17 protein-coding genes and 1 pseudogene are annotated in these 20,094 nt (G+C 69.9%); 12 read left to right on the top strand and 6 right to left on the bottom strand.

Annotation, left to right across the window (positions count from 1 at the left end; all coding sequences use genetic code 11):
- A partial coding sequence (locus tag BFF77_RS04570; RefSeq protein WP_066944024.1) for a helix-turn-helix domain-containing protein occupies positions 1-1,862 on the top strand: 1,862 nt, incomplete at its 5' end.
- An 82-nt stretch (positions 1,863-1,944) separates the two neighbouring features.
- On the opposite strand, the gene BFF77_RS04565 is transcribed toward BFF77_RS04570, so the two are convergent.
- Positions 1,945-3,345 (bottom strand): MFS transporter, encoded by a 1,401-nt coding sequence (locus tag BFF77_RS04565; RefSeq protein ID WP_066944028.1) that lies wholly within the window; start codon positions 3,343-3,345, stop codon positions 1,945-1,947.
- Between the two features lie 629 nt (positions 3,346-3,974).
- On the opposite strand from BFF77_RS04565, the gene ispH reads away from it, so the two are divergent.
- The 10 genes from ispH (at position 3,975) to BFF77_RS04515 (ending at position 16,105) form a co-directional block, all read left to right on the top strand.
- Positions 3,975-5,297 (top strand): 4-hydroxy-3-methylbut-2-enyl diphosphate reductase, encoded by a 1,323-nt coding sequence (ispH, locus tag BFF77_RS04560; RefSeq protein WP_066944022.1) that lies wholly within the window; start codon positions 3,975-3,977, stop codon positions 5,295-5,297.
- Positions 5,294-7,171, top strand: a complete 1,878-nt coding sequence (locus BFF77_RS04555; protein WP_066944020.1) for a 1-deoxy-D-xylulose-5-phosphate synthase — start codon at positions 5,294-5,296, stop codon at positions 7,169-7,171. The genes ispH and BFF77_RS04555 overlap by 4 nt, the downstream gene beginning before the upstream one ends.
- The gene (locus BFF77_RS04550) at positions 7,168-7,407 is read left to right on the top strand and encodes a hypothetical protein (RefSeq protein WP_066944018.1); all 240 of its coding nucleotides are present in this window, start codon (positions 7,168-7,170) and stop codon (positions 7,405-7,407) included. The genes BFF77_RS04555 and BFF77_RS04550 overlap by 4 nt, the downstream gene beginning before the upstream one ends.
- On the top strand, positions 7,404-8,489 hold the full coding sequence (locus BFF77_RS04545; RefSeq protein ID WP_066944016.1) for a polyprenyl synthetase family protein: 1,086 nt from the start codon (positions 7,404-7,406) through the stop codon (positions 8,487-8,489). The genes BFF77_RS04550 and BFF77_RS04545 overlap by 4 nt, the downstream gene beginning before the upstream one ends.
- A gap of 193 nt (positions 8,490-8,682) precedes the next feature.
- Positions 8,683-9,699 carry a polyprenyl synthetase family protein gene (locus tag BFF77_RS04540; protein ID WP_169922608.1) on the top strand — a complete coding sequence of 339 codons (1,017 nt, stop codon included), beginning with the start codon at positions 8,683-8,685 and terminating at the stop codon, positions 9,697-9,699.
- Between the two features lie 52 nt (positions 9,700-9,751).
- On the top strand, positions 9,752-10,639 hold the full coding sequence (locus tag BFF77_RS04535; protein ID WP_066944012.1) for an SAM-dependent methyltransferase: 888 nt from the start codon (positions 9,752-9,754) through the stop codon (positions 10,637-10,639).
- 355 nt (positions 10,640-10,994) lie between these two features.
- Positions 10,995-11,753, top strand: a complete 759-nt coding sequence (gene uppS, locus BFF77_RS04530; RefSeq protein ID WP_066944010.1) for a polyprenyl diphosphate synthase — start codon at positions 10,995-10,997, stop codon at positions 11,751-11,753.
- Between the two features lie 90 nt (positions 11,754-11,843).
- On the top strand, positions 11,844-12,929 hold the full coding sequence (locus BFF77_RS04525; protein ID WP_066944008.1) for a terpene synthase family protein: 1,086 nt from the start codon (positions 11,844-11,846) through the stop codon (positions 12,927-12,929).
- A gap of 360 nt (positions 12,930-13,289) precedes the next feature.
- Positions 13,290-13,865 carry a hypothetical protein gene (locus tag BFF77_RS04520; protein ID WP_141698356.1) on the top strand — a complete coding sequence of 192 codons (576 nt, stop codon included), beginning with the start codon at positions 13,290-13,292 and terminating at the stop codon, positions 13,863-13,865.
- Entirely contained in the window at positions 13,862-16,105 is a 2,244-nt protein-coding gene (locus BFF77_RS04515; RefSeq protein WP_066944004.1) for a M56 family metallopeptidase, read from the top strand. Before BFF77_RS04520 ends, BFF77_RS04515 begins: the two co-directional genes overlap by 4 nt.
- Positions 16,106-16,404: 299 nt before the next feature.
- Here the strand turns inward: BFF77_RS04515 and BFF77_RS36580 are convergent.
- From BFF77_RS36580 to BFF77_RS04495, 5 genes and pseudogenes are all read right to left on the bottom strand, one after another.
- Positions 16,405-16,620 (bottom strand): annotated as a pseudogene (locus tag BFF77_RS36580) (IS5/IS1182 family transposase); the annotation flags it as partial.
- Positions 16,621-17,089: 469 nt separating this feature from the next.
- Positions 17,090-17,497: a DMT family transporter gene (locus BFF77_RS04510; protein ID WP_066944002.1), complete on the bottom strand. Its 408-nt coding sequence runs from the start codon at positions 17,495-17,497 to the stop codon at positions 17,090-17,092.
- A gap of 46 nt (positions 17,498-17,543) precedes the next feature.
- Complete coding sequence (locus BFF77_RS04505) at positions 17,544-17,864, bottom strand: DMT family transporter (protein WP_066944000.1); 321 nt, start codon at positions 17,862-17,864, stop codon at positions 17,544-17,546.
- Between the two features lie 296 nt (positions 17,865-18,160).
- Complete coding sequence (locus BFF77_RS04500) at positions 18,161-18,808, bottom strand: DsbA family oxidoreductase (RefSeq protein WP_066944026.1); 648 nt, start codon at positions 18,806-18,808, stop codon at positions 18,161-18,163.
- A gap of 5 nt (positions 18,809-18,813) precedes the next feature.
- Positions 18,814-19,302 carry a nucleoside deaminase gene (locus BFF77_RS04495; protein WP_066943998.1) on the bottom strand — a complete coding sequence of 163 codons (489 nt, stop codon included), beginning with the start codon at positions 19,300-19,302 and terminating at the stop codon, positions 18,814-18,816.
- Between the two features lie 285 nt (positions 19,303-19,587).
- Between BFF77_RS04495 and BFF77_RS04490 the strand changes: the two genes are divergently transcribed.
- Entirely contained in the window at positions 19,588-20,034 is a 447-nt protein-coding gene (locus tag BFF77_RS04490) for a MarR family winged helix-turn-helix transcriptional regulator (RefSeq protein WP_066943996.1), read from the top strand.
- Positions 20,035-20,094 lie beyond the last annotated feature (60 nt).

Raw genomic sequence — 20,094 nt, 5'->3', positions numbered from 1 at the left:
TCCTCGCCCGCGGCGCCGCGGCGGAGGCTTACGACCGGCCCGCGCTGCTCGCCCGCGCCGACGGCGCGGGGGCCGAGACGCTCGCCGAGCTGGAGCACGCCAAGCGGCTCGCCCTGCGCGTGCGGGCGGAGCTGGCGGAGCGGCGGCGCCGGGAGGCCGAGCTGTCGGCGCTCTTCGAGACCGCGCACGACCTGGCGGGTCTGCGCGATCTCGACGCGGTGCTCCGGGCGATCGTGCAGCGCGCCCGTTCGCTGCTGGGCACGGAGGTCGCGTATCTCTGTCTCAACGACCCGTCCGCGGGCGACACCTATATGCGTGTCACGGACGGATCGGTCTCGGCCCGCTTCCAGCAGCTCAGGCTGGGCATGGGCGAGGGGCTCGGCGGGCTCGTCGCCCAGACCGCGCGTCCCTATGTCACCGACAGCTATTTCGACGATCCGCGCTTCCAGCACACCAGAGCCATCGACTCCGGTGTGCGCGACGAAGGGCTGGTCGCCATCCTCGGTGTTCCGCTGATGCTCGGCAGCCAGGTCATCGGGGTGCTCTTCGCGGCCGACCGCCGAGCCCGGGTCTTCGAGCGTGAACAGATCGCCCTGCTGGGCTCGTTCGCCGCACACGCCGCGGTCGCGATCGACACCGCGAATCTGCTGGGAGAGACCCGTTCCGCGCTCGCGGAGCTGGAGAAGGCCAACGAGATCATCAAGGAGCACAGCGCGGTCATCGAACGCGCCTCGGACGTGCACGACCGGCTCACCGAGCTCGTGCTGCGCGGCGGCGGGGTGCATGACGTGGCGAGCGCGCTGTCCGAGGTGCTGGACGGCACGGTGGAGTTCGCGGGCCCCGGCTCGGTCTCCGTGGCCGCTCTGGAACTGACCGGGACCGACGGTCGCGCCAAGTGCCACGACCAGGTCTGGGGCGTCGCCGTCTCGGCCGGCGGCGAGCTGCTGGGCGCGCTCGTCCTGCGCGGCCATCCCGGGCTGGATCCCGTCGACCAGCGCACCCTGGAGCGGGCCGCCATGGTGACCTCGCTGCTGCTGCTCGCCCGACGCTCGGCGGGCGAGGCCGAACAGCGCGTGCGCGGCGAGCTGCTGGACGACCTCCTCGACGCGCCGGACCGTGATCCGCGGCTCCTGCGCGAACGGGCCGTCCGGCTCGGCGCGGATCTCGACGCCCCGCATGTGGTGCTGGCCGCCAGGATCGACGGTCCCGCGCCCGACACGACGGAACGGGAGACGGCCGACCGGCGCCGGCTGTGGTCCGCAGCGTCGCATCTCGCCGCCACCGGGCAGGGACTGGCAGCCACCCGTGACGGGGGCACGGTCCTGCTGCTGCCACTCGCGTCCGGCGACACGGCGGCGGGCCTCGCCCGTCGTACGGCGGCGCAGCTCGGCGGGGCGCTGCGCGAGCCCGTCACGATCGGCGCCTCCGCCGTCGTGCGGTCGCCCGCCGCGCGGCCGAGCGCGATAGCCGAGGCGTACGCGGAGGCGAGGCGCTGTCTGGACGCGCTGCGGCTGCTCGGCCGCTCGGGCGACGGCGCCGCCGCCCAGGATCTGGGCTTCCTCGGACTGCTGCTCGCCGACACCCGTGACATCGAGGGCTTCGTCCAGCGGACCATCGGCGAGGTCGTGGACTACGACCGGCGCCGGGGTACGGAACTGGTCCGCACCCTCGGTGCGTACTTCGCCTGCGGCATGAGCCCGGCACGTACGAAGGACGCGCTGCACGTCCATGTCAACACCGTCGCCCAGCGGCTCGAACGGGTCGGCCGGCTGCTCGGTCCCGACTGGCAGTCGCCGGCGCGGGCCCTGGAGATCCAGCTCGCGCTGCGTCTGCACACGATGGCCGCCGCCGTCGTGCGGTGAACGGCGTGTTCACCGCACGACGGCGGCGGCCCGGCGGCCATGATCCGCCCTCTCCGTATCTCCGTCCCTCCGCGCGGCGGAGTCAGGAGCGCGGGGTACGTACGGACGCGGTCTCGGCCCGGCGCGGCGTCGGCACCTTCCTGGCGTCCGGCGCGGCGTCGACATCCGTGAGGTCGCGCTGCCGGGTCTCCCGTGCGCAGAGGATCGCCACGACGGTGATCAGCGCGGCGGCGATGACATACAGGGAGATCGGCGCCGAGCTGTCGTAGTCGGCGAGCAGCGCCGTCGCGATGAGCGGTGCGGGCGCACCCGCCGCCACCGAGGCGAACTGCGCGCCGATCGACGCCCCCGAGTACCGCATCCGGGTCGCGAACATCTCCGAGAAGAAGGCCGCCTGCGGCGCGTACATCGCCCCGTGCAGCACGAGCCCGACCGTCACGGCCAGCAGTATGTTGCCGAAGCTCGCGGTGTCGATCAGCGAGAAGAAGGGGAACATCCAGGCCCCGACGCCGACCGCGCCGATCAGATACACCGGCCGGCGGCCGATACGGTCCGACAGCGCGCCCCATGCCGGGATCACCGCGAAATGCACGGCGGAGCCGATGAGCACGGCGTTGAGCGCGGTCTGCTTGCTCACCTCGACGGCGGTCGTCGCGTACACCAGGATGAAGGCGGTGATCACGTAGTAGCTGATGTTCTCGGCCATCCGCGCGCCCATGGCCACCAGCACGTCCCGCCAGTGGTGCCGCAGAACGGAGACGATCGGCATCTTCTCTGCCGCGTCCGCGCCGGCCTTGCGCTGTTCGGCCTGGGCCAACGCCGCCTTGAAGACCGGGGATTCGTCGACGGAGAGCCGGATCCACAGACCGACGAGCACCAGCACACCGGAGAGCAGGAACGGTATGCGCCAGCCCCATGAGGTGAAGGCGGCGTCCGAGAGCAGCGCGGTGAGCGCCGAGAGCACACCGGTGGCGAGCAACTGCCCGGCCGGCGCGCCGGTCTGCGGCCACGAGGCCCAGAAACCGCGCCGTTCGGCGTCCCCGTGCTCCGACACCAGCAGGACGGCCCCGCCCCACTCGCCACCGAGCGCGAACCCCTGGATCAGCCGCAGCACGGTCAGCAGTACGGGAGCGGCCGTACCGATGGTGGCGTGCGTGGGCATCAGCCCGATGGCGAAGGTCGCGCCTCCCATCATCAGCAGACTCAGCACGAGCAGCTTCTTACGCCCGAGCCGGTCGCCGAAGTGCCCGAAGACCAGAGCGCCGACGGGTCGTGCGGCGAAGCCGACGGCATAGGTGAGGAAGGACAGCAGCGTCCCGACCAGCGGATCGGAGTCGGGAAAGAACAGCTTGTTGAAGACAAGAGCGGCGGCGGAGCCGTACAGGAAGAAGTCGTACCACTCGATGGTCGTGCCGATGAGACTCGCGGCGACGATGCGCTTGAGTGAGCTGGGCGTTGGGGGAGCGGATGCCGAGGCAGCCATGGTCACCACTTCCGAGCGGGTCCGGGGACGGTTGTTGTGTCGCCACACCGTAGGAATGCCCAGGTCAAGGGCCCATGTGGTGGGACACCATAGTTATGGTTCCGGGTGTGCGTGGGCGACCCATGTCTGCACTCAGGGGCCGACGCCAGGGACTCCGCCGAGGGCGGAGCGGACGGCGTCAAGAATGCGCAACTCCAAACGATTTGCCGATGCGGTGCTGGATCCCATGCTGGTTCGGTGCTGGCCAAAGGCCCATGTCATCACCTGTTCTCACCTCTCCCGTGCTGACTTGGTGCTGCCTGAGACGGTGTCCTACGTGGAGGTGGCTCGTGGGCTGTGTGTTCGGCCGCTGGGAGGACACCGCTCCTCCCTGTTTCCAGCCCTGGCCGAAGTGACCTGGGCACAGCGCCTTTCACAAGGGCGCACGGTCGCAGCACGCGCAGCACATCCGCGCCCCGAACTCCCTACACGGGGCGGGACTTCGGGGATGTACTGAAAAAGAGGTACCCGCCTGGATCGGTCCCTCAATCCCGGCGCGCGATAGGGGGCGACCCCCGTTCGCGCGGTCCTCCTCGGCAGTGAAGAACTGCCGGCGCCGATCTCCCGTGCTGCAAGCGAGGTGAACAGTCATGTCGCGGTCTTCTGTGTCCTGGTACGCCGCCGCCCCGGCGCCGGCATTACCCGTCGGTCATGTGCTGGTGGCTGACGAGTTGGTGTGGCCCGACGGGCGTGTCATGGCCTGCTCGGCCGCACCGATGGTCGCGGGAGCGCTCGGCGCCGCGGGTCATCAGGTGGTCACGGGTGCGGTCCGGCTGCTGGAGGAAGGGTCGGGCAGTGGTCTCCAGGCCGCTGTCGCCCGCGCCGCCGTGAGCACTGACCGGGCCGAAGAAGCCGTTGGCGCGGAGGGTTCTGGTGGTGTGGCCGTGGCAGTGGCGGCTTCCGAGGCGGGCCTGCGACCGGTGGTGGAGGCGGCCGTGGACTCGTGGGCGCGGATCACGGGGCCCAGGACGGTCCTGCTGGCGTCCCCGCGGTCGTTCTGTGCCGGGGTGGAGCGGGCGATCGAGGTCGTCGAGGCACTCCTTGAGCAGGAGCAGCAGCGCGGGCCTGGTGGGCGGCGGGTGTTCGTGCGGAAGCAGATCGTCCACAACACGCACGTCATCGCCGGTCTGGCGCGGCGCGGGGCGGTGTTCGTGGAGGAGCTGGACGAGGTTCCCGCGGGGTCCCTGGTGGTGTTCTCCGCGCACGGTGTCTCCCCGCAGGTCCGCGCGGAGGCGGCCCGCCGGAACCTGAAGGTGGTGGACGCGACGTGTCCGCTGGTGACGAAGGTCCACGCGGAGGCGCGCCGGTTCGCCGAGCGCGGCAGCAGCATCGTCCTGATCGGGCACGCCGGTCACGAGGAGGTCGAGGGCACCTATGGCGAGGCCCCCGACGCCACCGTGGTCGTCGGCAGTGCGCAGGACGTCGCCGGCCTGGATCTGCCGGACCCGTCGAAGGTCACGTACCTGACGCAGACCACGCTTGCCGTGGACGAGACGCGGGCGACGATCGCCGCGCTCAAGGAACGTTTCCCCCAGGCGCGCGGTCCGGGCTCGGAGGACATCTGCTACGCCACCACCAACCGCCAGCACGCCCTGGAAGCCGTCACCGCGCACGCGGACCTCGTCCTGGTCCTCGGGTCGGAGAACTCCTCCAACTCGGTGCGGCTCGTGGAGCTGGCCCGCAAGGCGGGCACACCGGCCCATCTGATCGAGGACTGCTCCCGTGTCCGGCCGGCCTGGCTGCGGGACGTGGCCACGGTAGGGCTCAGCGCCGGGGCGTCCGCTCCGCCCGCCCTGGTCCAGGAGACCCTCTCGGCGCTGGCCGGTCTGGGGCCCCTCACCGTGCGGGAACGGATCACCGCCACCGAGGACACCCACTTCGCGCCGCCTGCCGCAGTGAGGAAGAACCGATGAGCGCCACCCGCGCACACCTCGCCCGCTTCCCGCTGCTGGCGCAGGCCGGCAGCCCCGCCGCCCTGCGGGCCGTGCCCGGGGAACGGCTGGGCGAGCTGGCCGCGCAGATCAGGGCGTTCCTGGTCGACGCGGTGTGCGCGACGGGCGGTCATCTGGGGCCGAACCTGGGCGTGGTGGAGCTGACCGTCGCGCTGCACCGGGTCTTCGACTCCCCGAAGGACGCGATCGTCTTCGACACCGGTCACCAGGCGTACGTCCACAAACTGCTGACCGGCCGCGGCGAGGATTTCGGATCGCTGCGGCAGGCCGGAGGCATGTCGGGGTATCCGTCCCGGGCCGAGTCGCCCCACGACCTGGTGGAGAACTCCCATGCCTCCACCGCCCTCTCCTACGCTGACGGCCTCGCGAAAGCACGAGCCCTCAGGGGGGAGAGCGATCGTGCGGTGGTGGCCGTCGTCGGCGACGGCGCCCTCACCGGCGGACTGGCCTGGGAGGGCCTGAACAACCTCGGCGCCGCCCGCTCCCGTCCGGTGATCGTGGTCCTCAACGACAACGGCCGCTCCTACGCCCCTACGACCGGTGCTCTCGCCGGACATCTGAGCGGGCTGAACCGCCATGGAACCGGAACAGCGGAGCATCAGGTGCACCCGGCGCAGCGGAACATGTTCACTGATCTGGGTCTCGGCTATGTCGGTCCCGTCGACGGCCATGACACGGCGGCCGTGGAGGACGCGCTGTGCCGTGCACGGGCGATGGCCCGTCCTGTGGTCGTGCATGTGGTGACGGTCAAGGGCCGGGGCTACGTACCGGCTGAGGGGGACGAGGCGGACCGCCTGCACGCGGTCGGTGTCGTCGATCCGTCCACCGGCCGCCCCACCACACCGGCTGGGGGCTCGGGGCGGTCGTGGACGGGTGTGTTCGCGTCCGAGTTGGTGTCGGTGGCGGCCGGACACCCTGAGGTGGTGGCCGTCACCGCGTCGATGCTGCGGCCGACCGGCCTGCACGCCATGCGGGAGAAGTTCCCGGACCGGGTGTTCGACGTCGGGATCGCCGAGCAGCACGCGGTGACGTCGGCGGCCGGGCTGGCGATGGAGGGCTTCCACCCGGTGGTGGCGATCTACGCGACCTTCCTGAACCGTGCCTACGACCAGGTCCTGATGGATGTGGCCCTGCACCGGATGCCGGTCACCCTCGTCCTGGACCGGGCCGGCATCACCGGCCCCGACGGTCCCTCGCACCACGGCGTATGGGACCTGGCCGTCCTCAGCACCGTCCCCGGCCTGCGGGTGGCCGCTCCCCGCGACTCCGCACAACTACGCGAACTGCTCGCCGAGGCCGTGACGCACAGCACGGGACCCACCGCCCTGCGCTTCCCGAAAGGCCCGGCCGGGGACGACATCGAGGCCCTGGAGCGGCACGGCCCCGTCGATGTCCTCCTCCGCTCCGGAGTCCGGGACGTCCTGCTCGTCGCCGCAGGCCCGCTCGCCGCAGCGGCCCTTGAAGCCGCCGCCTATCTCGACCACCGGGGCATCGGATGCACCGTCGCCGACCCCCGCTGGGCCCTGCCCGTCCCCCACCAGCTCACCGAACTCGCCGCAGGCCACCGCCTGGTCGTCACTGTTGAGGACGGTATCCGCTGCGGCGGCATGGGAACGGCCGTCGCCCAGGCACTCACCGACACCGGAAGCACCGTGCCCACCCGTGCCCTGGGTCTGCCGCACCACTTCCTGCCCCACGCCACCCGCGCCGGCCTGCTCGGCGCGGCGGGCCTCGACAGCCGGGGCATCGTCCATGGCGTGCTCCGGGCCCGTGCCGGGCTCCCGCACCACACCCGGCAGCCCGAACAGCCCGAACAAGATGGCGGGACACGATGACCACCGACCTCGGCCTTCCCGTCCTCCCTCGCACTCCGGAGCGCCGCCGTACCGGCGTCTCCTGCGGCAACGGCAAGGGCCGGATCTTCCGCAAGGGCCAGGTCATTACCACCGTCCCCGAACACAAGATCGTCGGAACGCTGCTCGACGAGGCCCCGTGGCTCGCCGAGACCACGCGGATGACGTCGGGCGCGGACACCCCCGACGAACACAACGATGGTGAGGACACGCCATGACCACCCGCCCGGCGACACCGTTGCCCATGGACGCCGCCACCATCCGTGCCACGACCGACGCCCTCATCCACGACTTCCTCGACGAGCGCGAACAGGAAGCCACCGAACTGCCGGAACTGAGTGTCTTCACCGACTTGCTGCGCGCCCTCCTCGACTCCGGAGGCAAGCGGATCAGGCCCACTCTGTGCGTCATCGGCTGGCAGGCCGTCAGCGACAACCCACCGCCTACGGCCGTGCTCCGCGTCGCCGCGTCACTCGAACTCTTCCACGCCTTCGCCATGATCCACGACGACATCATGGACGGCTCCGACACCCGCCACGGCCGGCCCACCGCACACCGCGTCCTCACCGACCGCCATGCGGACCACCCCGACGCCGCAGCCATCGGGGCCGGCACTGCGATCCTCCTCGGTGACCTCGTCCTGTGCTGGACCTCCGACCTGCTCCTCCTCAACGGCGTGGGGGACCTGACCCCGGAGCAACGGTCCGTCGCCTGGCCACTGCTGAACGCCCTGCGCACCGAGGCCATAGTGGGCCAGTACCTGGACCTGACCGCCACCGGACGCCCCAGCGCGGACACTCGTTCCGCCTGGCGCATCATCCGCCACAAAGCAGTGCGGTACACCGTCGAGCACCCGCTGCGGCTCGGTGCCGCACTCGCTGGCGCCAGCGCGGAGCAGCTGAGGGCCCTGTCCGCCTACGCGTTCCCGCTGGGCGAGGCGTACCAACTCCGCGACGACATGCTCGGCGTCTTCGGCGACCCCGAACGCACCGGCAAGTCCATCACGGACGACCTCCGTACGGCCAAACACACGGTCCTCGTCGCCACCGCCCTCCAGCACGCCACCCCGGCCGAGGCCCGGACTCTCACGTCCCTCCTGGGCGACAGCGCACTCGACGGGACCGGTGCCCGCACCATCCGGGAGATCCTCACCAGCACCGGCGCCGTCGCCGCCGTGGAACGCGCGCTGCGCGAAAGGTACGAGCAGGCGCTGTGCGCCCTCACGACGCCCTGCCTGGCGTCCGTCGCCGTCGCGGAACTGCGACGTCTGGCCGAGTCCGTGATCACCAGGAACACCTGAACCCGAGGAAGCGCAGGACATGTACACCCTGATCGTCGGCCGAAGCGCGTCAACCGGTTTCTTCCACGCCCCGCAGAAGTGGGAAACCAGTCCCGACACCCGGGCGACCGACCGACACGCGATGCCACAGCACTCTTCGCCGGGCGATCACCGTGCTGGACGCCTGAAGAGCGAGGCATGAATGACGCGCCCCTTGACGCGGTCCCCGGACGCCGTCCTTGCCCGGACCCGCGCACTCACGATCCCGCCGCTGCGCGCGGCCGTCGCCGATCTCCACCCGTCCCTGTCCCGTGTGTGCGCGTACCACTTCGGCTGGTGTGACCGCGACGGCGCCCCCGTGTCCGGAGCCGTACCGAGCAAGATGGTGCGGGCCGCGATCACCCTGCTGGCCGCCGAGGCGGCCGGGGACACTTCCCGGGACCCGACGGCGGTGGCCGGCGCCGTCGCTGTCGAGCTGCTGCACAACTACACGCTGCTCCACGACGACATCCTCGACAAGGACACCCTGCGCCGGGGCCGCCCCACCGCCTGGGCCGTCTTCGGCACCGACCTCGCCATCCTGGCGGGCGACGCCCTCGCGACAGCGGCGGCCCGGACACTGACCGCCGTCCGGACCGAAGCCGGCCACCGGGCCCTCGCCACGCTCCTGGACTGCTCCGCCGCCATCTGCGACGGCCAGGCCGACGACCTCGACCCCTCCCGCCTCACCACGATCGACGACTACCTCCGCATGAGCGCCGGCAAGACCGGCATGCTCCTCGCCGGCTCCGCCGAGATCGGAGCGACCCTCGCATCAGGCAGCGACCATCTCGTCGAAGGACTCCGGTCCGCGTGCCTCGCGGCGGCCCTCGCCTGGCAGGCCGCCAACGACGTGGAGGACATCTGGGGCGATCCCGCCGTCACCGGCAAGCCCGCCTTCAGCGACCTGCGCCGGCGCAAGGCCACCCTGCCCGTCCTGGCGGCTGTCCGCTCCGGCACCCCGGCCGGGAACGAGACCGCCGCGCTGCTCACCGACCCGACCGGCCGGCCGTGGGACGTGACCCGCACCGCCCGCCTGATCGAAGAGGCCGGGGGCCGCGCCTTCTCCGAACAACTCGTCAGGGACCAACTCGGCATCGCCCTCGAAGAACTGGAGCGCACCGATGTACCGAGTCCGACGAAGGACGACCTGGCGACCCTCTTCCGCCTCATCGTCACCCGCACAGCCTGACACCACCACAGAAGAAGCACTGTCCCAGCCCACACCCATCGGAGACGAACTCATGGACCTTCGAAGCGAAGCCCCCCAGAACATCGTGCGCAACGACTACGAGCACCGTCTGCACGAGTACTGGACAGCGAAGCAGAACGACCCGATCAACCTGCTCCTCGGCCAGGCCGACAACCTCTACCACCACCACTTCGCCACCGGCGACTTCGACCGCTCCGTCCTCGACGCGCCCGCCGAACACCGCGACCGGCTCATCCTGGAGGAGATGCACCGCATGGAGAACGACCAGGTCGCCCTCATCCTCGACGGCCTCGGCACCGTCCCCGCCACCGCCCGCGTGCTGGACGCCGGCTCCGGACGGGGCGGCACCTCCTTCGCCGTCCACGACGCCTTCGGCTGCGCGGTCGACGGCGTCAACTTCTGCACGCACCACATCGACTTCGCCCGTGACCTCGCCGAGCGCCGCGGCTCAGCGCCGTCCGTACGGTTCCACCACGCCAACATGGTCGCCACCCCCTTCCCGGACGCCTCGTTCCAGTACGTCGTCACCAACGAGGCGACCATGTACGTCGACCTCTTCGAGCTGTTCGCGGAATTCGCCCGCGTCCTGGAGCCCGGCGGCCGGTACGTCCTGACGACCTGGTGCGCCAACGACGCCGTCGCCCTCGACACGCCCGAGGTGAAGGCCATCGACGAACACTACGTGTGCCACATACACCCTCGCAGCACCTACTTCCGGGCCCTCGCCGCCAACGGCCTCGCCCCCATCAAGGTCACCGACCTGACCCAGGACGCCATCCCGTACTGGGAGCTGCGCACCCACTGCGACCTGCGCACCGGCGTCGAGACCCCGTTCCTCAACGGGCACCGCAGCAACGTCCTCAACTACCTGGCCATCACCGCCGAACGCGTCCTCACCCCCACCGCCGCGCAGGGGTAGTCCCGTCGCCCGAGCTCCGTCATGCGCGTGCGTGCCGCGGCCACAACCTTCTCCGCCTGTGGGGTCACCCCTCCGGCCATGCCGTGGCCGGAGGGGTCGAGCCACCGCCTGACGACGGTGGCGCAACCCTTCCTCGACGGGTCTCCGTCGCATCTCTCCGCCCCGGTGCGGCGGCCCCCTGTTGCGCCGCCCGGAACGCTCGGACAGCCAACCAGCAGATCGCCACCGGGGCCGGGCCGGTGCTCGTCAACGGCTTCCGCAACCGCACCGGCTACCGGCGCTTGGACGAAGCCGCCCTCGCCCCCGTACATCAGCAGCCCGCACATCGTCGACCGACAATCTCCCAGGAGGGGATATGACGTCCCTCACCAATACGCCCTCCCACCAGGAGCGCGGCCACCGGGCAGCGGACCGGGAGTCCACCCCGCGACATCTGGCCGTGATCCTCGACGGCAACCGGCGCTGGGCCCACGCCCAGGGACAGACACCCCTGCACGGTTTCCGGCGCGGCGGCGAGCATGTTCTTGACTTTCTCACCTGGTGCCAGGACATCCCCGGACTCACCACCCTCACCCTGTGGCCGCTGTCCACCGAAAACCTCCACCGCCCCGCCACCGAAGTCAACGGAATACTCCAGGTCATCGTCGAGACCACCCAGGCCATCGCGGACACCCGCCAGTGGCGCGTCCGCTACCTCGGCACCCCCCACCGCCTGCCACCGCAGGTCACCCGAACGCTGGACGCCGCCGCGGAGCAGACCCGCCGACTCGACCGACCGGTGATCAACCTCGCCATCGCCTACGGCGGACGCGACGAAATCGTCCGCAGCGTCAAGGCCCTGATCATCACCCACCAGAAGGCAGGCACCCTCGACCACCTGGTCCAGCGCTTCGGCCCCGACGACATCAGCCGGCATCTGGACACCGCCGGCCAGCCCGATCCCGACCTGGTCATCCGCACCGCGGGCGAACAACGCCTCTCCGGCTTCATGCCCTGGCAGAGCACCTACGCCGAGTACTACTTCTGCCCCACACCCTGGCCCGCCTTCAGCAAGGCGGATCTCGACACCGCGCTGACCTGGTACGGCCACCGCGCCCGCAACTACGGCCTCTGACCCCGACGGACACCTGAGCACACGGACACAGCCGTGCAGCGACGCCCCGAACGAGACCGGTGGCTCACACCCGGTGAAAGGCAGAAGCAGATGACCGCCACTCCCGCAAAACCGCGGCTCCCCTATCTCCATTACCACCCCTTCCCGCCAGAGATCCACCCGGAGGTCGACCAGGCCGAGAACGAGATGATCGACTGGCTGACCGGTCACGGCCTGCTGGTGGACCCCGACCGGGAGAGGGCCTTCCGGGCCACCCGCTTCGCCGAACTCGTCGGCCGTGAATATCCGAAGGCCGATGCCGCGGGGCTGCGTATGGTGGCGAATCTCTACGGCTGGATCTTCGTTGTCGACGACTCCGTCTGCGACACCGGAGCCCTCGGCCGGAACCTGGCCAAACTGGCCGCGTTCCACGCCTGGATGCGCGAGATCATGGAAAGGGGCAGTGTGACAGCCGCCGATGGTCTCGCCCGCGCCGTCACCGCCGGCCTGGACACCGCCGACAGGGACATGTGCCACCGCCTCGCCGATGCCGGAAACGACCTTTTCCGCTCCATCGCCGACCGGTCCAGCCCCACCCAGTACATGCGTGTCGTCGCGGGGTGGGACTACTACTTTCTCGGCACGCTGTGGGAGGCCGGCCATCACGCCCGCTCCACAACACCCTCCCCCGGGGAATACGCCATCGGACGGCGCATGACGTGCGGAAACTCGATCGGCCTCGCCCTCCAGGACATCGCCGCCGGTTACGAAGTCCCATCCGATGAGTACGAGCATCCCGCGGTCCGCGACCTGCGCAGGTACAACAGCAACATCACTTCCTGGTGCGATGACGTGTTCTCCTACGGCAAGGAGAGCGAGATCGAAAGTCCCCGGCCTCTCAACCTTCCCAACGCCCTGATGCAACACGACGGACTGGACGAGCAGGCCGCCCTCGAGGAGACCGCCCGACTGCACAACCTGGAGATCGAGGGGTACATCTCGACGGAGGCCCAGGTGGCCACCTGGGCCAGTCCGCAACTCATCCGATTCCTCGCGGCCATGTGTTCCATGCAGCGCGGCTACTACGACTGGGGACTGAAGACCCCCCGTTACAACGTCGATCACTACTTCGACACCGGCCCCCAGACACACACCGGCCATGGGACAACCTCCGCCCGTGGTCGCGGTGCCAGCTGATCTTTGACGGGCTCCCGTGTGGCGAATTCGGTGGCCACAGCTCCACCGCTCAAGCAGGATCCGGAGGCGGAGACCGGACCGCCACCGAGATCGAGGCGGCCCTGTCGGCACGCAGGGGATCCCGCGGCCCGGTTGGGGCCGCCTGCGGATGATCGGCGATCGGCCAGGCGGCGCTCGTGATGACGGACGGTGCGACAAGACCAGCAACGATCGCTGTGTACAGCACCCCTGTGTCATGCAGCGAGTCCCACCGGGCCGGCGCCACACCCAGGAGATGATGTCTCCCGCACGGGCGCTCGCTCAACAGAACCTGCAACAGGCGTCGTTGACGGCTTCGAAGCCTTCTGTGACGCTCAACTCATGAGTCGTGACGATCTGCCGGTCCGCCTCGCCCGCAGCGCGGTCGCAGAGGTGGCTCCGGGCGAACTCGATCTCTTCGAGGAGACGAGTGCCGCCTTTTTCGCTGTGCGAAAAGCCGCCTCCGGTGTGCCGGGCCGCACGGAGCCTTTGGGCATGGGGATCGAGACCGTCGGTGTCCTTGTCACCGGCGTGGCGCTCGCGGCGTCGGTCGAAGTGGTGAAGCACCTGTCGCTCCAAGCCGTGGACGCGGCGGGGAAGCGGATACGCCCGCAGGTCTCACGCTGGTTCCGGTGGCGCCGGTCGCCGACGGGAACCAGCCCCCATTCCGACGCTGATCCCGTGTCCGCAGGGACCACCGACCCCGACGCGGTCGGCGCGGGCGCCGTGCTGGCTGCCCTGTCGCCGGAGGAACTGCGGCGGCTGAGGGAGATCGCCCTTTCCCGTGCCACGGCCCTTGGTCTTCCCACCGAGCGGGCCGAGCTTCTCGCGGACGCCATCGTTGGCGGGCTGATCGGTGCTGCGGGCCGGACGGACGCCCAGAGCTTCGGTCCCGGCGCCGGTCCCGCGCCGGAATGACGACCGGTTCTGCGGTCCGGCCGAATCCCTTCGCCGTGCCTTCCGGGACGACTCTGCGTTTCGGGCTGCTGGTCATCGCCATGTCGGGCGCGGCCATGAGCGGAGGCGTCCCGTATATCAGTCGGCTCTTCATCGAACTCGACAGGGTGGATCCGCAGGCTTTCCGCTCCTGCGCCTTCGGCTTCATCGCCGACATGGACGCAGGCCGCCCCACCCCGCCGTCCGGGGAGTGGCGGGAGCTGTGCGGTGGCCCTTCCGCTCTCGAATCCGTTGTGCCGAATCTGGCATCCCTGTTCTTTTTCTGGGCCGTCGTGCTGATCCTCTACTGGTTCCGGCCCGCGCTGCGGATGCGTCGGCGTCGACTGATCGCCTTTCCTGCCGACCGGCGACCCGAGCAAGCCCGGGAACTGGCGGAGTTGCGTACGGCTGCGGACGTTGAGGAGCCCGTCGAATTCGTCGTCAACCTGCTGGATCCAACCATGACCGGACTCGCTTTCGGCCGGCCGGGCGGGCGCCGTGTCATGCTTAGCCGCGGATTGCTCCAGCTGTACGACGAGGACCGAACCGCCTACCGTGCGATCGTCCTCCACGAATTGGCGCATCTGCGCAACCGCGATGTCGACATCGCCTTCCTCACCGATTCGGCCTGGCGGGTTTTCCTCTGGGGAATTCTCATTCCGGGTGTCATCGGGTTGCCGTTCGTCCCGCTCCTGACCCCCACGGTCGCGGGCCCGCTCCCCTTCTACTTGCTCGCCGCCTGGCAGTTACTCCTGCTCGGCGTGCTCGTACCCCTCGCCCGTAATTCCGTTCTCCGCAGCCGTGAACTGCACGCCGACGCGAGGGCTGCGCTCGCGCCCGACGGCGCGGCCGGACTCACCTCCGTACTCTCCCGCGCGGCCACTCCGGCAGACGGGACCGGGACGGGGAACGAGACGAAGGAGACGGAGGAGCTGACGGGAACCCATCCCACCCCAGCGGCACGGCTTCAGGCCCTGGCCGACCCCGCTCGGCTCTTCGGGTTCGGTCCGCGCATCGCCCTGGCGCTCGGCGTGGCCGCCACACTCTCTTACGAGCCGGTCACCGGCCTTGTCGCCGACCTCTCCGGAACCAGTCGTTACGGCCCGCTCGCCCTGCTCCCCATAGCGCTCATCCTCGGCGCCGGACTGGCCCTCGGGATCTGGCGCGCCGAGTTGGCCGCCTGTCTGACGGGCCGCCCGTGGGACCACGCGCACGCCGTCGGCGCCCACCTGGGTGTCGGGCTCGTCCTCGGGACGTTCGGTTCCGAGTCGTACGCGGCATCGCTCGGCTCGGCCATCGAGATACCCCTGTCCACGATGCTCGTATCCGCGCTGCTGCTCATGGCCGGTGGGTATCTCGCCGCACTGTGGATGGCCGGCACTGCGCGGGCCTGGGCACCCGTCGTCGTCTCCGGAGAACATCGCCGGACGGTGATGCTGGGGACGGTCGGTGCTCTGGTTCTCCTGCTCGACCTCTGGCTCAGCTACCTTCTGCAACTGTCCACCTGGTCCGAGGCGCTGGCGGCGAGCGATCTGTTCCGGCCCTTCCCCGGCGTCGCCAGACTCTTCATCGGTGCCGTCGTCCAACCGGGTCTTCTCGTGCCACCCCTGGTCATGATCGGTCTGCTGGTCTCGGTCGCGCTGCTCCCGATGCTCGGAGGGACGATGGCCGGCCGGACCACCTCGCGGCCCCCGCACCGACTTGTCCTCGGAGCGGCGCCCGGTGACTGGCTGCCTCCTCCTCCTGAACCGGGGCCGGGCGTCGCCGTGCGCACCGCTGTGTGGGTCTCCGGAGTCGCCGCCGTCGTCTGCTGGTCCGCACATCTGCTGAGCGCCCTGTTCGCACCCGGGATTCTGCTGCCGACCCACTTCCTGCACGGGCTCGCACTCGCCGGTCTCACACAGGTGGTGGTGGCGCTGGTCGTGGAGCGACGCACCCGGACGACGGCCCGGGAGCTCCGGATCCTGCACTCCATCCTGGCGGCCGCGATCACCGGGGCCGTCACACATCTCGTGCTGATGGTCAGCCGTGACCACTTCGGCTGCGTGCACTGGGGATTCGACGCCACCGAGTACTGCAACCTCGTGCCGGACGCGACTACCTGGCGGATCGTGCTGCAGACCCAGACCTGGGGTCTGCTCGCGGCCACGGTTACCGTCCTGCTGCGCGTCGCCCTTGCCCGCCACGCGCACAGCGGCGGGCAACATGATGTCCGAAGGTAGAAGCCTGTCAGTTCCGGTCGGCCTGTCCGCCCGCGCGGAGCGGAAGGGGGCGCCGGCCTGCCTTGTCGCATGGTCACGTTCGTGCGCCGGTGGGCCGCCACGGACAGGACCCGGTCCCAGCAGGCCGGGACCACGGCGGGGGACGGTTGTTGTGTCGCCACACCGTAGGAATGCCCAGGTCAAGGGCCCATATGGGGGGACACCATAGTTATGGTCCCGGGTGTGCGTGGGCGACCCATGTCAGCCATCCAGGGCCCGCGACAGGGGCTCGATCGACAGCGGAGCGGGCGGTGTCGCGGATGCGCTGTTGGCGCGCCTTTGAGGCGGCAGTCGCGGAGGGGTTTGCGGGTCTTCATACGGGCGAGGACGTGCTCGGCGCGGGCGCGGGCCCGTGTGGGGGACTTGTTGTGTTTCTCTTGTCCGCCCGGCGGTTCACCCTGGCCGCGCTCGCGGCGGTGCGGGACGGCGAGTCCGGTTCGCGGCCGGCGTTCGGCGATCGTGAGGGTCTTGCCGACGGTCCGCGGCAGGCAGGCTCCACGGCCGGCCCTCGCGGACCACGTCCGCACCCGCACGCCCGCGGAACCGTCACCAGCGGCGGCGGCCCGGGCGGGTCGAGGACTCGACGACCGACCGGGACGCCGCCCGCACCCTGTTGTCCACGGCAAAGAGTGTGCTTCTGAGGCGTTTCCTGGCTGCCTGTGCGGAACCGCCGGACCATCCCTCGAACTGCTCGCGCAGCCGCACGGGATACGGGCCGGACCTGCCGGGCCGGCAGAAACGGCCCGATGACTCGCCCTTTTGTTTGCCGACGAGTGTGTCACACCGAAATCCTGCTCGGTCGGCACTCGCTGGGAGGCTCGGACCCTGACCATGCCCCCGACCGCGGGCAGCCCCGGATCAATGACGTGGCCCGGGCCGTCGTCATGGACGGTGGTCCGGCGGACTCGGGCCGAACTCTCCCCGGCGTTCCGTACCTCGGGTTTCCTACAGCCTGGCGTCGATGCCCTCGGCGCCCCGCGGCGTCTCGACGGGCTTCTTGGCGCTCTGCGGTTTGTCGGCGAGCTTGAGCCAGACCACTCCGACGATGATGAGGCCCAGCCACAGGGCCTGGGCCGGGGTGAGCACCTCGTCGAAGAAGACGGGACTCAGCAGCGCGGCACCGGCCGCCCCGATTCCCGCCCAGACGGCGTAGCCGATACCGACGTCGATGGTGCGTAGTGCGACGCTCAGTGCCCAGAGCGTCAGAAGGAAGAAGACGACAGCGACCAGCGACCACGACAGGCGAGTGAAGCCGTGGCTTCCGCCGACGGAGAGCGCGTAGCCGACTTCGAAACCTCCGGCGAGGAGGAGCATGAGCCAGGAGTTGGCTGAGGAGCGGCCGGTGTTGGACATGTGCGCGGGTCCTTTCGGGAAGAGGGGGCGGGGGACGGCGGGATCCTCAGGCGGCGCCACTGAGCTGGAGGCCGACGACCCCGATGATGATGGCGGCGATGCCGATCGCCTTGCGCCAGTTCAGGCGCTGGCCGAAGAAGAGCGCTCCGAGAAGGGTGATGCCGATACCGGAAATGGACGTCCAGATCGCGTATCCGACGCCGACGTCGAAGGTCAGCAGCGCCTTGCTGAGGAAGTAGGTCCCGATGGCACCGCTGACCAGGGTCACAATGGTCCACTTGCGGTTCTTGAAGCCTTCGGCCTTGCCGGCCGCGATGGCGACGGCGATCTCGAAGACGACTGCGATGGCGAGGTAGAGCCACTGCATGGGAAGTCCTTTCGTTCGGTGGAGGCCGGCGTTTGCGGGGCCGGCCGCCGTGGGGTCCGCCGTACCGCGTGAACGGTGGTGGGCACGGCGAAGAGGTGGTCCAACGAGACCTCGGGAGGAGCCGGGATGGTCCGGACCGGGAACAGCCGGCGCCGCCCCGGGGCGTCGGTGCCGCCGTCAGGCGGTTGCGCGGGCCGGGCACCGCGAACCCGGTCGCGGCGGGGCGCGATCACACCGCTGTCACGGCACACCTGCCGGACGCGCGGAGACGTCGGGCATCCGGCACGCGTGTCATGTCAGCACCCGCCGGGTCCGCAGGCGGTACCCCCGGCGACCGCCCGTTCCGCCTGGGTGTCGAGCACGGCCTTGCGGATCTCGGCCACGGCGGGGACACCTTCTATGCGATGGCGTTCGCCGATGATGATCGTGGGGGCGACGGAGATGCGGTACGCCTTGGCGGTCCGCAGCGCTTCCTGGTGGGTCTCGGTGTAGGCCCCGGCCGTCAGTGCCTCGGTGAAACCGGCTTCGTCGAGGCCCAGTTCGGATGCGATGTCGGTGAGGACGTCCAGCCGGCCGATGTGCCGGTTCTCCTGGAAGAAGGCCCGCAGCACACGCGGAGTGTATTCCGCGGCCTTGCCGTGCTCGGCCGCGTACTGGTAGCCCTCGAACGCCAGCCGGGTGTAGGGCTGTGGTGAGACGGTGGGAAGGCTGATGTCCACCTTCATCTGACGGGCCATCGGATAGACCGAACGGGCCCAGATCGCCGGCAGGTACTCGTCCTCCGGCCGTAACGTCGGGGTCGGGTGAGGCCGCAGCTCGAACGGCATCCACTCGATCTCGACGTCGAGGTCGCGGGTGGCCTCGTGCAGTGGGGTCTCGGCAAGCATGCAGAACGGACAGACATAGTCCGACCAGACTTTGATGCCGACTTTGCTGGTTTCCATCTCGGTCACATCCGCCTCCGGTTCAGGGCGACGTACTCTTCGAACGGCTTCGTCCCTTCCGGGATCTGCAGCGAGGTGACCTTGATCGGCCAGGCCACCGGGTCCTCGGCGAAGATCGAGTACGACCCTGAGTAGTCGAAGCCGTATCGTGCGGCCGTCCTGCGGTCGGCCGCGTGGACGACATCGCTGACGTTGAAGTACAACGAGGCCATGTAGCACAGGGCGCAGGGCTCGCCGGAGGCGATCAGCGTGGCCCCGGCGACGGCGTGCAGCCCGTGTTTGGCGGCGGCCTCACGCAGCGCGACCACCTCGGCGTGCGCGGTGGGGTCGTTGTCCTCGCGTACGCGATTGAAGCCGACACCGAGGACGCGGTTGTCGTTGACCACCATGCCGGAGAACGGGATGCCGCCCTTGGCGACGTGCTCGCGGCTGATCTGTACCGCCTCACGGACGTACTCGGTCAGCTCGCTCTCTGACATCTCGGGATGGGACATCTTCGCTCCCTGACTCAGACCGTGGTGGGACGGAGTGGAATGACACCGTCGGTGATCGGGGCGAGGGGGACGAGCAGGGAGGCCCACAGACGGGCGGAGCCCCGGGCCCGGCCCCTGACAGAGGAACCGTCGGCAGGGGGTGCCGAGGTACCGGTCACGAAAAAACTTGCTTGTACGTGCATATTGTTTGTTTCCATGGGGCTCGATGGAAGAATCAAGGGAGCGGATAGAGTTTGCATGAGCATGTATCTTGGTGTCAACCGCTGCCTGAGAGGAAGCTGCCCCATGACCACGATTTCCTACGTGCCGGCCGCCTCGTCCGACCAGGCCGTGTGGGGGAGAGTCCTCACCCTGCACGCGCATGTGGAGCGTCAGCTCACCCAGGCCCTGCAACGCAAGCACGGAGTGGGGCTCTCCGAGTTCCGCGCCCTGGAGTGTCTCGTACGGGCCAAGGGCGGCGAGCTGCGCATGCAGGAACTCGCCGACCGGGTCGGGCTCGGGCAGAGCTCGGCGACCCGGCTGGTCGGCCGGCTCTTCTCGGCCGGCTTCGCGTTCCGGGACCTCTGTCCCGACGACAAACGCGGTGTGTACGCCGTCATCACCGACGAAGGCAGGCAGCGCTACGCCGACGCGCGCGGTACCTACTCCGAGGTCCTCAGCGCGGCGCTGAATACCGCGGGCTCCACCCCGGAGCTGGCCGGTACGGTCCAGGTGCTGCGCAGCGCCCCCTGAGGGACGCCGTCGCCTCCGTCCCATTCCGCCCCGGAGAAACCGCCTGTCGAAAGCCGTCCC

Source organism: Streptomyces lushanensis, from assembly GCF_001700515.1.
Lineage (GTDB): Bacteria > Actinomycetota > Actinomycetes > Streptomycetales > Streptomycetaceae > Streptomyces > Streptomyces lushanensis.
This window is presented reverse-complemented; position numbering and strand designations above follow the sequence as displayed.

Excerpts from the sequence above, each read along its gene's own strand:
- BFF77_RS04565 (WP_066944028.1), bottom strand. The coding sequence starts at position 3,345 with ATGGCTGCCTCGGCATCCGCTCCCCCAACGCCCAGCTCACTCAAGCGC.
- ispH (WP_066944022.1), top strand. The coding sequence starts at position 3,975 with ATGTCGCGGTCTTCTGTGTCCTGGTACGCCGCCGCCCCGGCGCCGGCA.
- BFF77_RS04555 (WP_066944020.1), top strand. The coding sequence starts at position 5,294 with ATGAGCGCCACCCGCGCACACCTCGCCCGCTTCCCGCTGCTGGCGCAG.
- BFF77_RS04550 (WP_066944018.1), top strand. The coding sequence starts at position 7,168 with ATGACCACCGACCTCGGCCTTCCCGTCCTCCCTCGCACTCCGGAGCGC.
- BFF77_RS04545 (WP_066944016.1), top strand. The coding sequence starts at position 7,404 with ATGACCACCCGCCCGGCGACACCGTTGCCCATGGACGCCGCCACCATC.
- BFF77_RS04535 (WP_066944012.1), top strand. The coding sequence starts at position 9,752 with ATGGACCTTCGAAGCGAAGCCCCCCAGAACATCGTGCGCAACGACTAC.
- uppS (WP_066944010.1), top strand. The coding sequence starts at position 10,995 with ATGACGTCCCTCACCAATACGCCCTCCCACCAGGAGCGCGGCCACCGG.
- BFF77_RS04525 (WP_066944008.1), top strand. The coding sequence starts at position 11,844 with ATGACCGCCACTCCCGCAAAACCGCGGCTCCCCTATCTCCATTACCAC.
- BFF77_RS04520 (WP_141698356.1), top strand. The coding sequence starts at position 13,290 with ATGAGTCGTGACGATCTGCCGGTCCGCCTCGCCCGCAGCGCGGTCGCA.
- BFF77_RS04515 (WP_066944004.1), top strand. The coding sequence starts at position 13,862 with ATGACGACCGGTTCTGCGGTCCGGCCGAATCCCTTCGCCGTGCCTTCC.
- BFF77_RS04510 (WP_066944002.1), bottom strand. The coding sequence starts at position 17,497 with ATGTCCAACACCGGCCGCTCCTCAGCCAACTCCTGGCTCATGCTCCTC.
- BFF77_RS04505 (WP_066944000.1), bottom strand. The coding sequence starts at position 17,864 with ATGCAGTGGCTCTACCTCGCCATCGCAGTCGTCTTCGAGATCGCCGTC.
- BFF77_RS04500 (WP_066944026.1), bottom strand. The coding sequence starts at position 18,808 with ATGGAAACCAGCAAAGTCGGCATCAAAGTCTGGTCGGACTATGTCTGT.
- BFF77_RS04495 (WP_066943998.1), bottom strand. The coding sequence starts at position 19,302 with ATGTCCCATCCCGAGATGTCAGAGAGCGAGCTGACCGAGTACGTCCGT.
- BFF77_RS04490 (WP_066943996.1), top strand. The coding sequence starts at position 19,588 with ATGACCACGATTTCCTACGTGCCGGCCGCCTCGTCCGACCAGGCCGTG.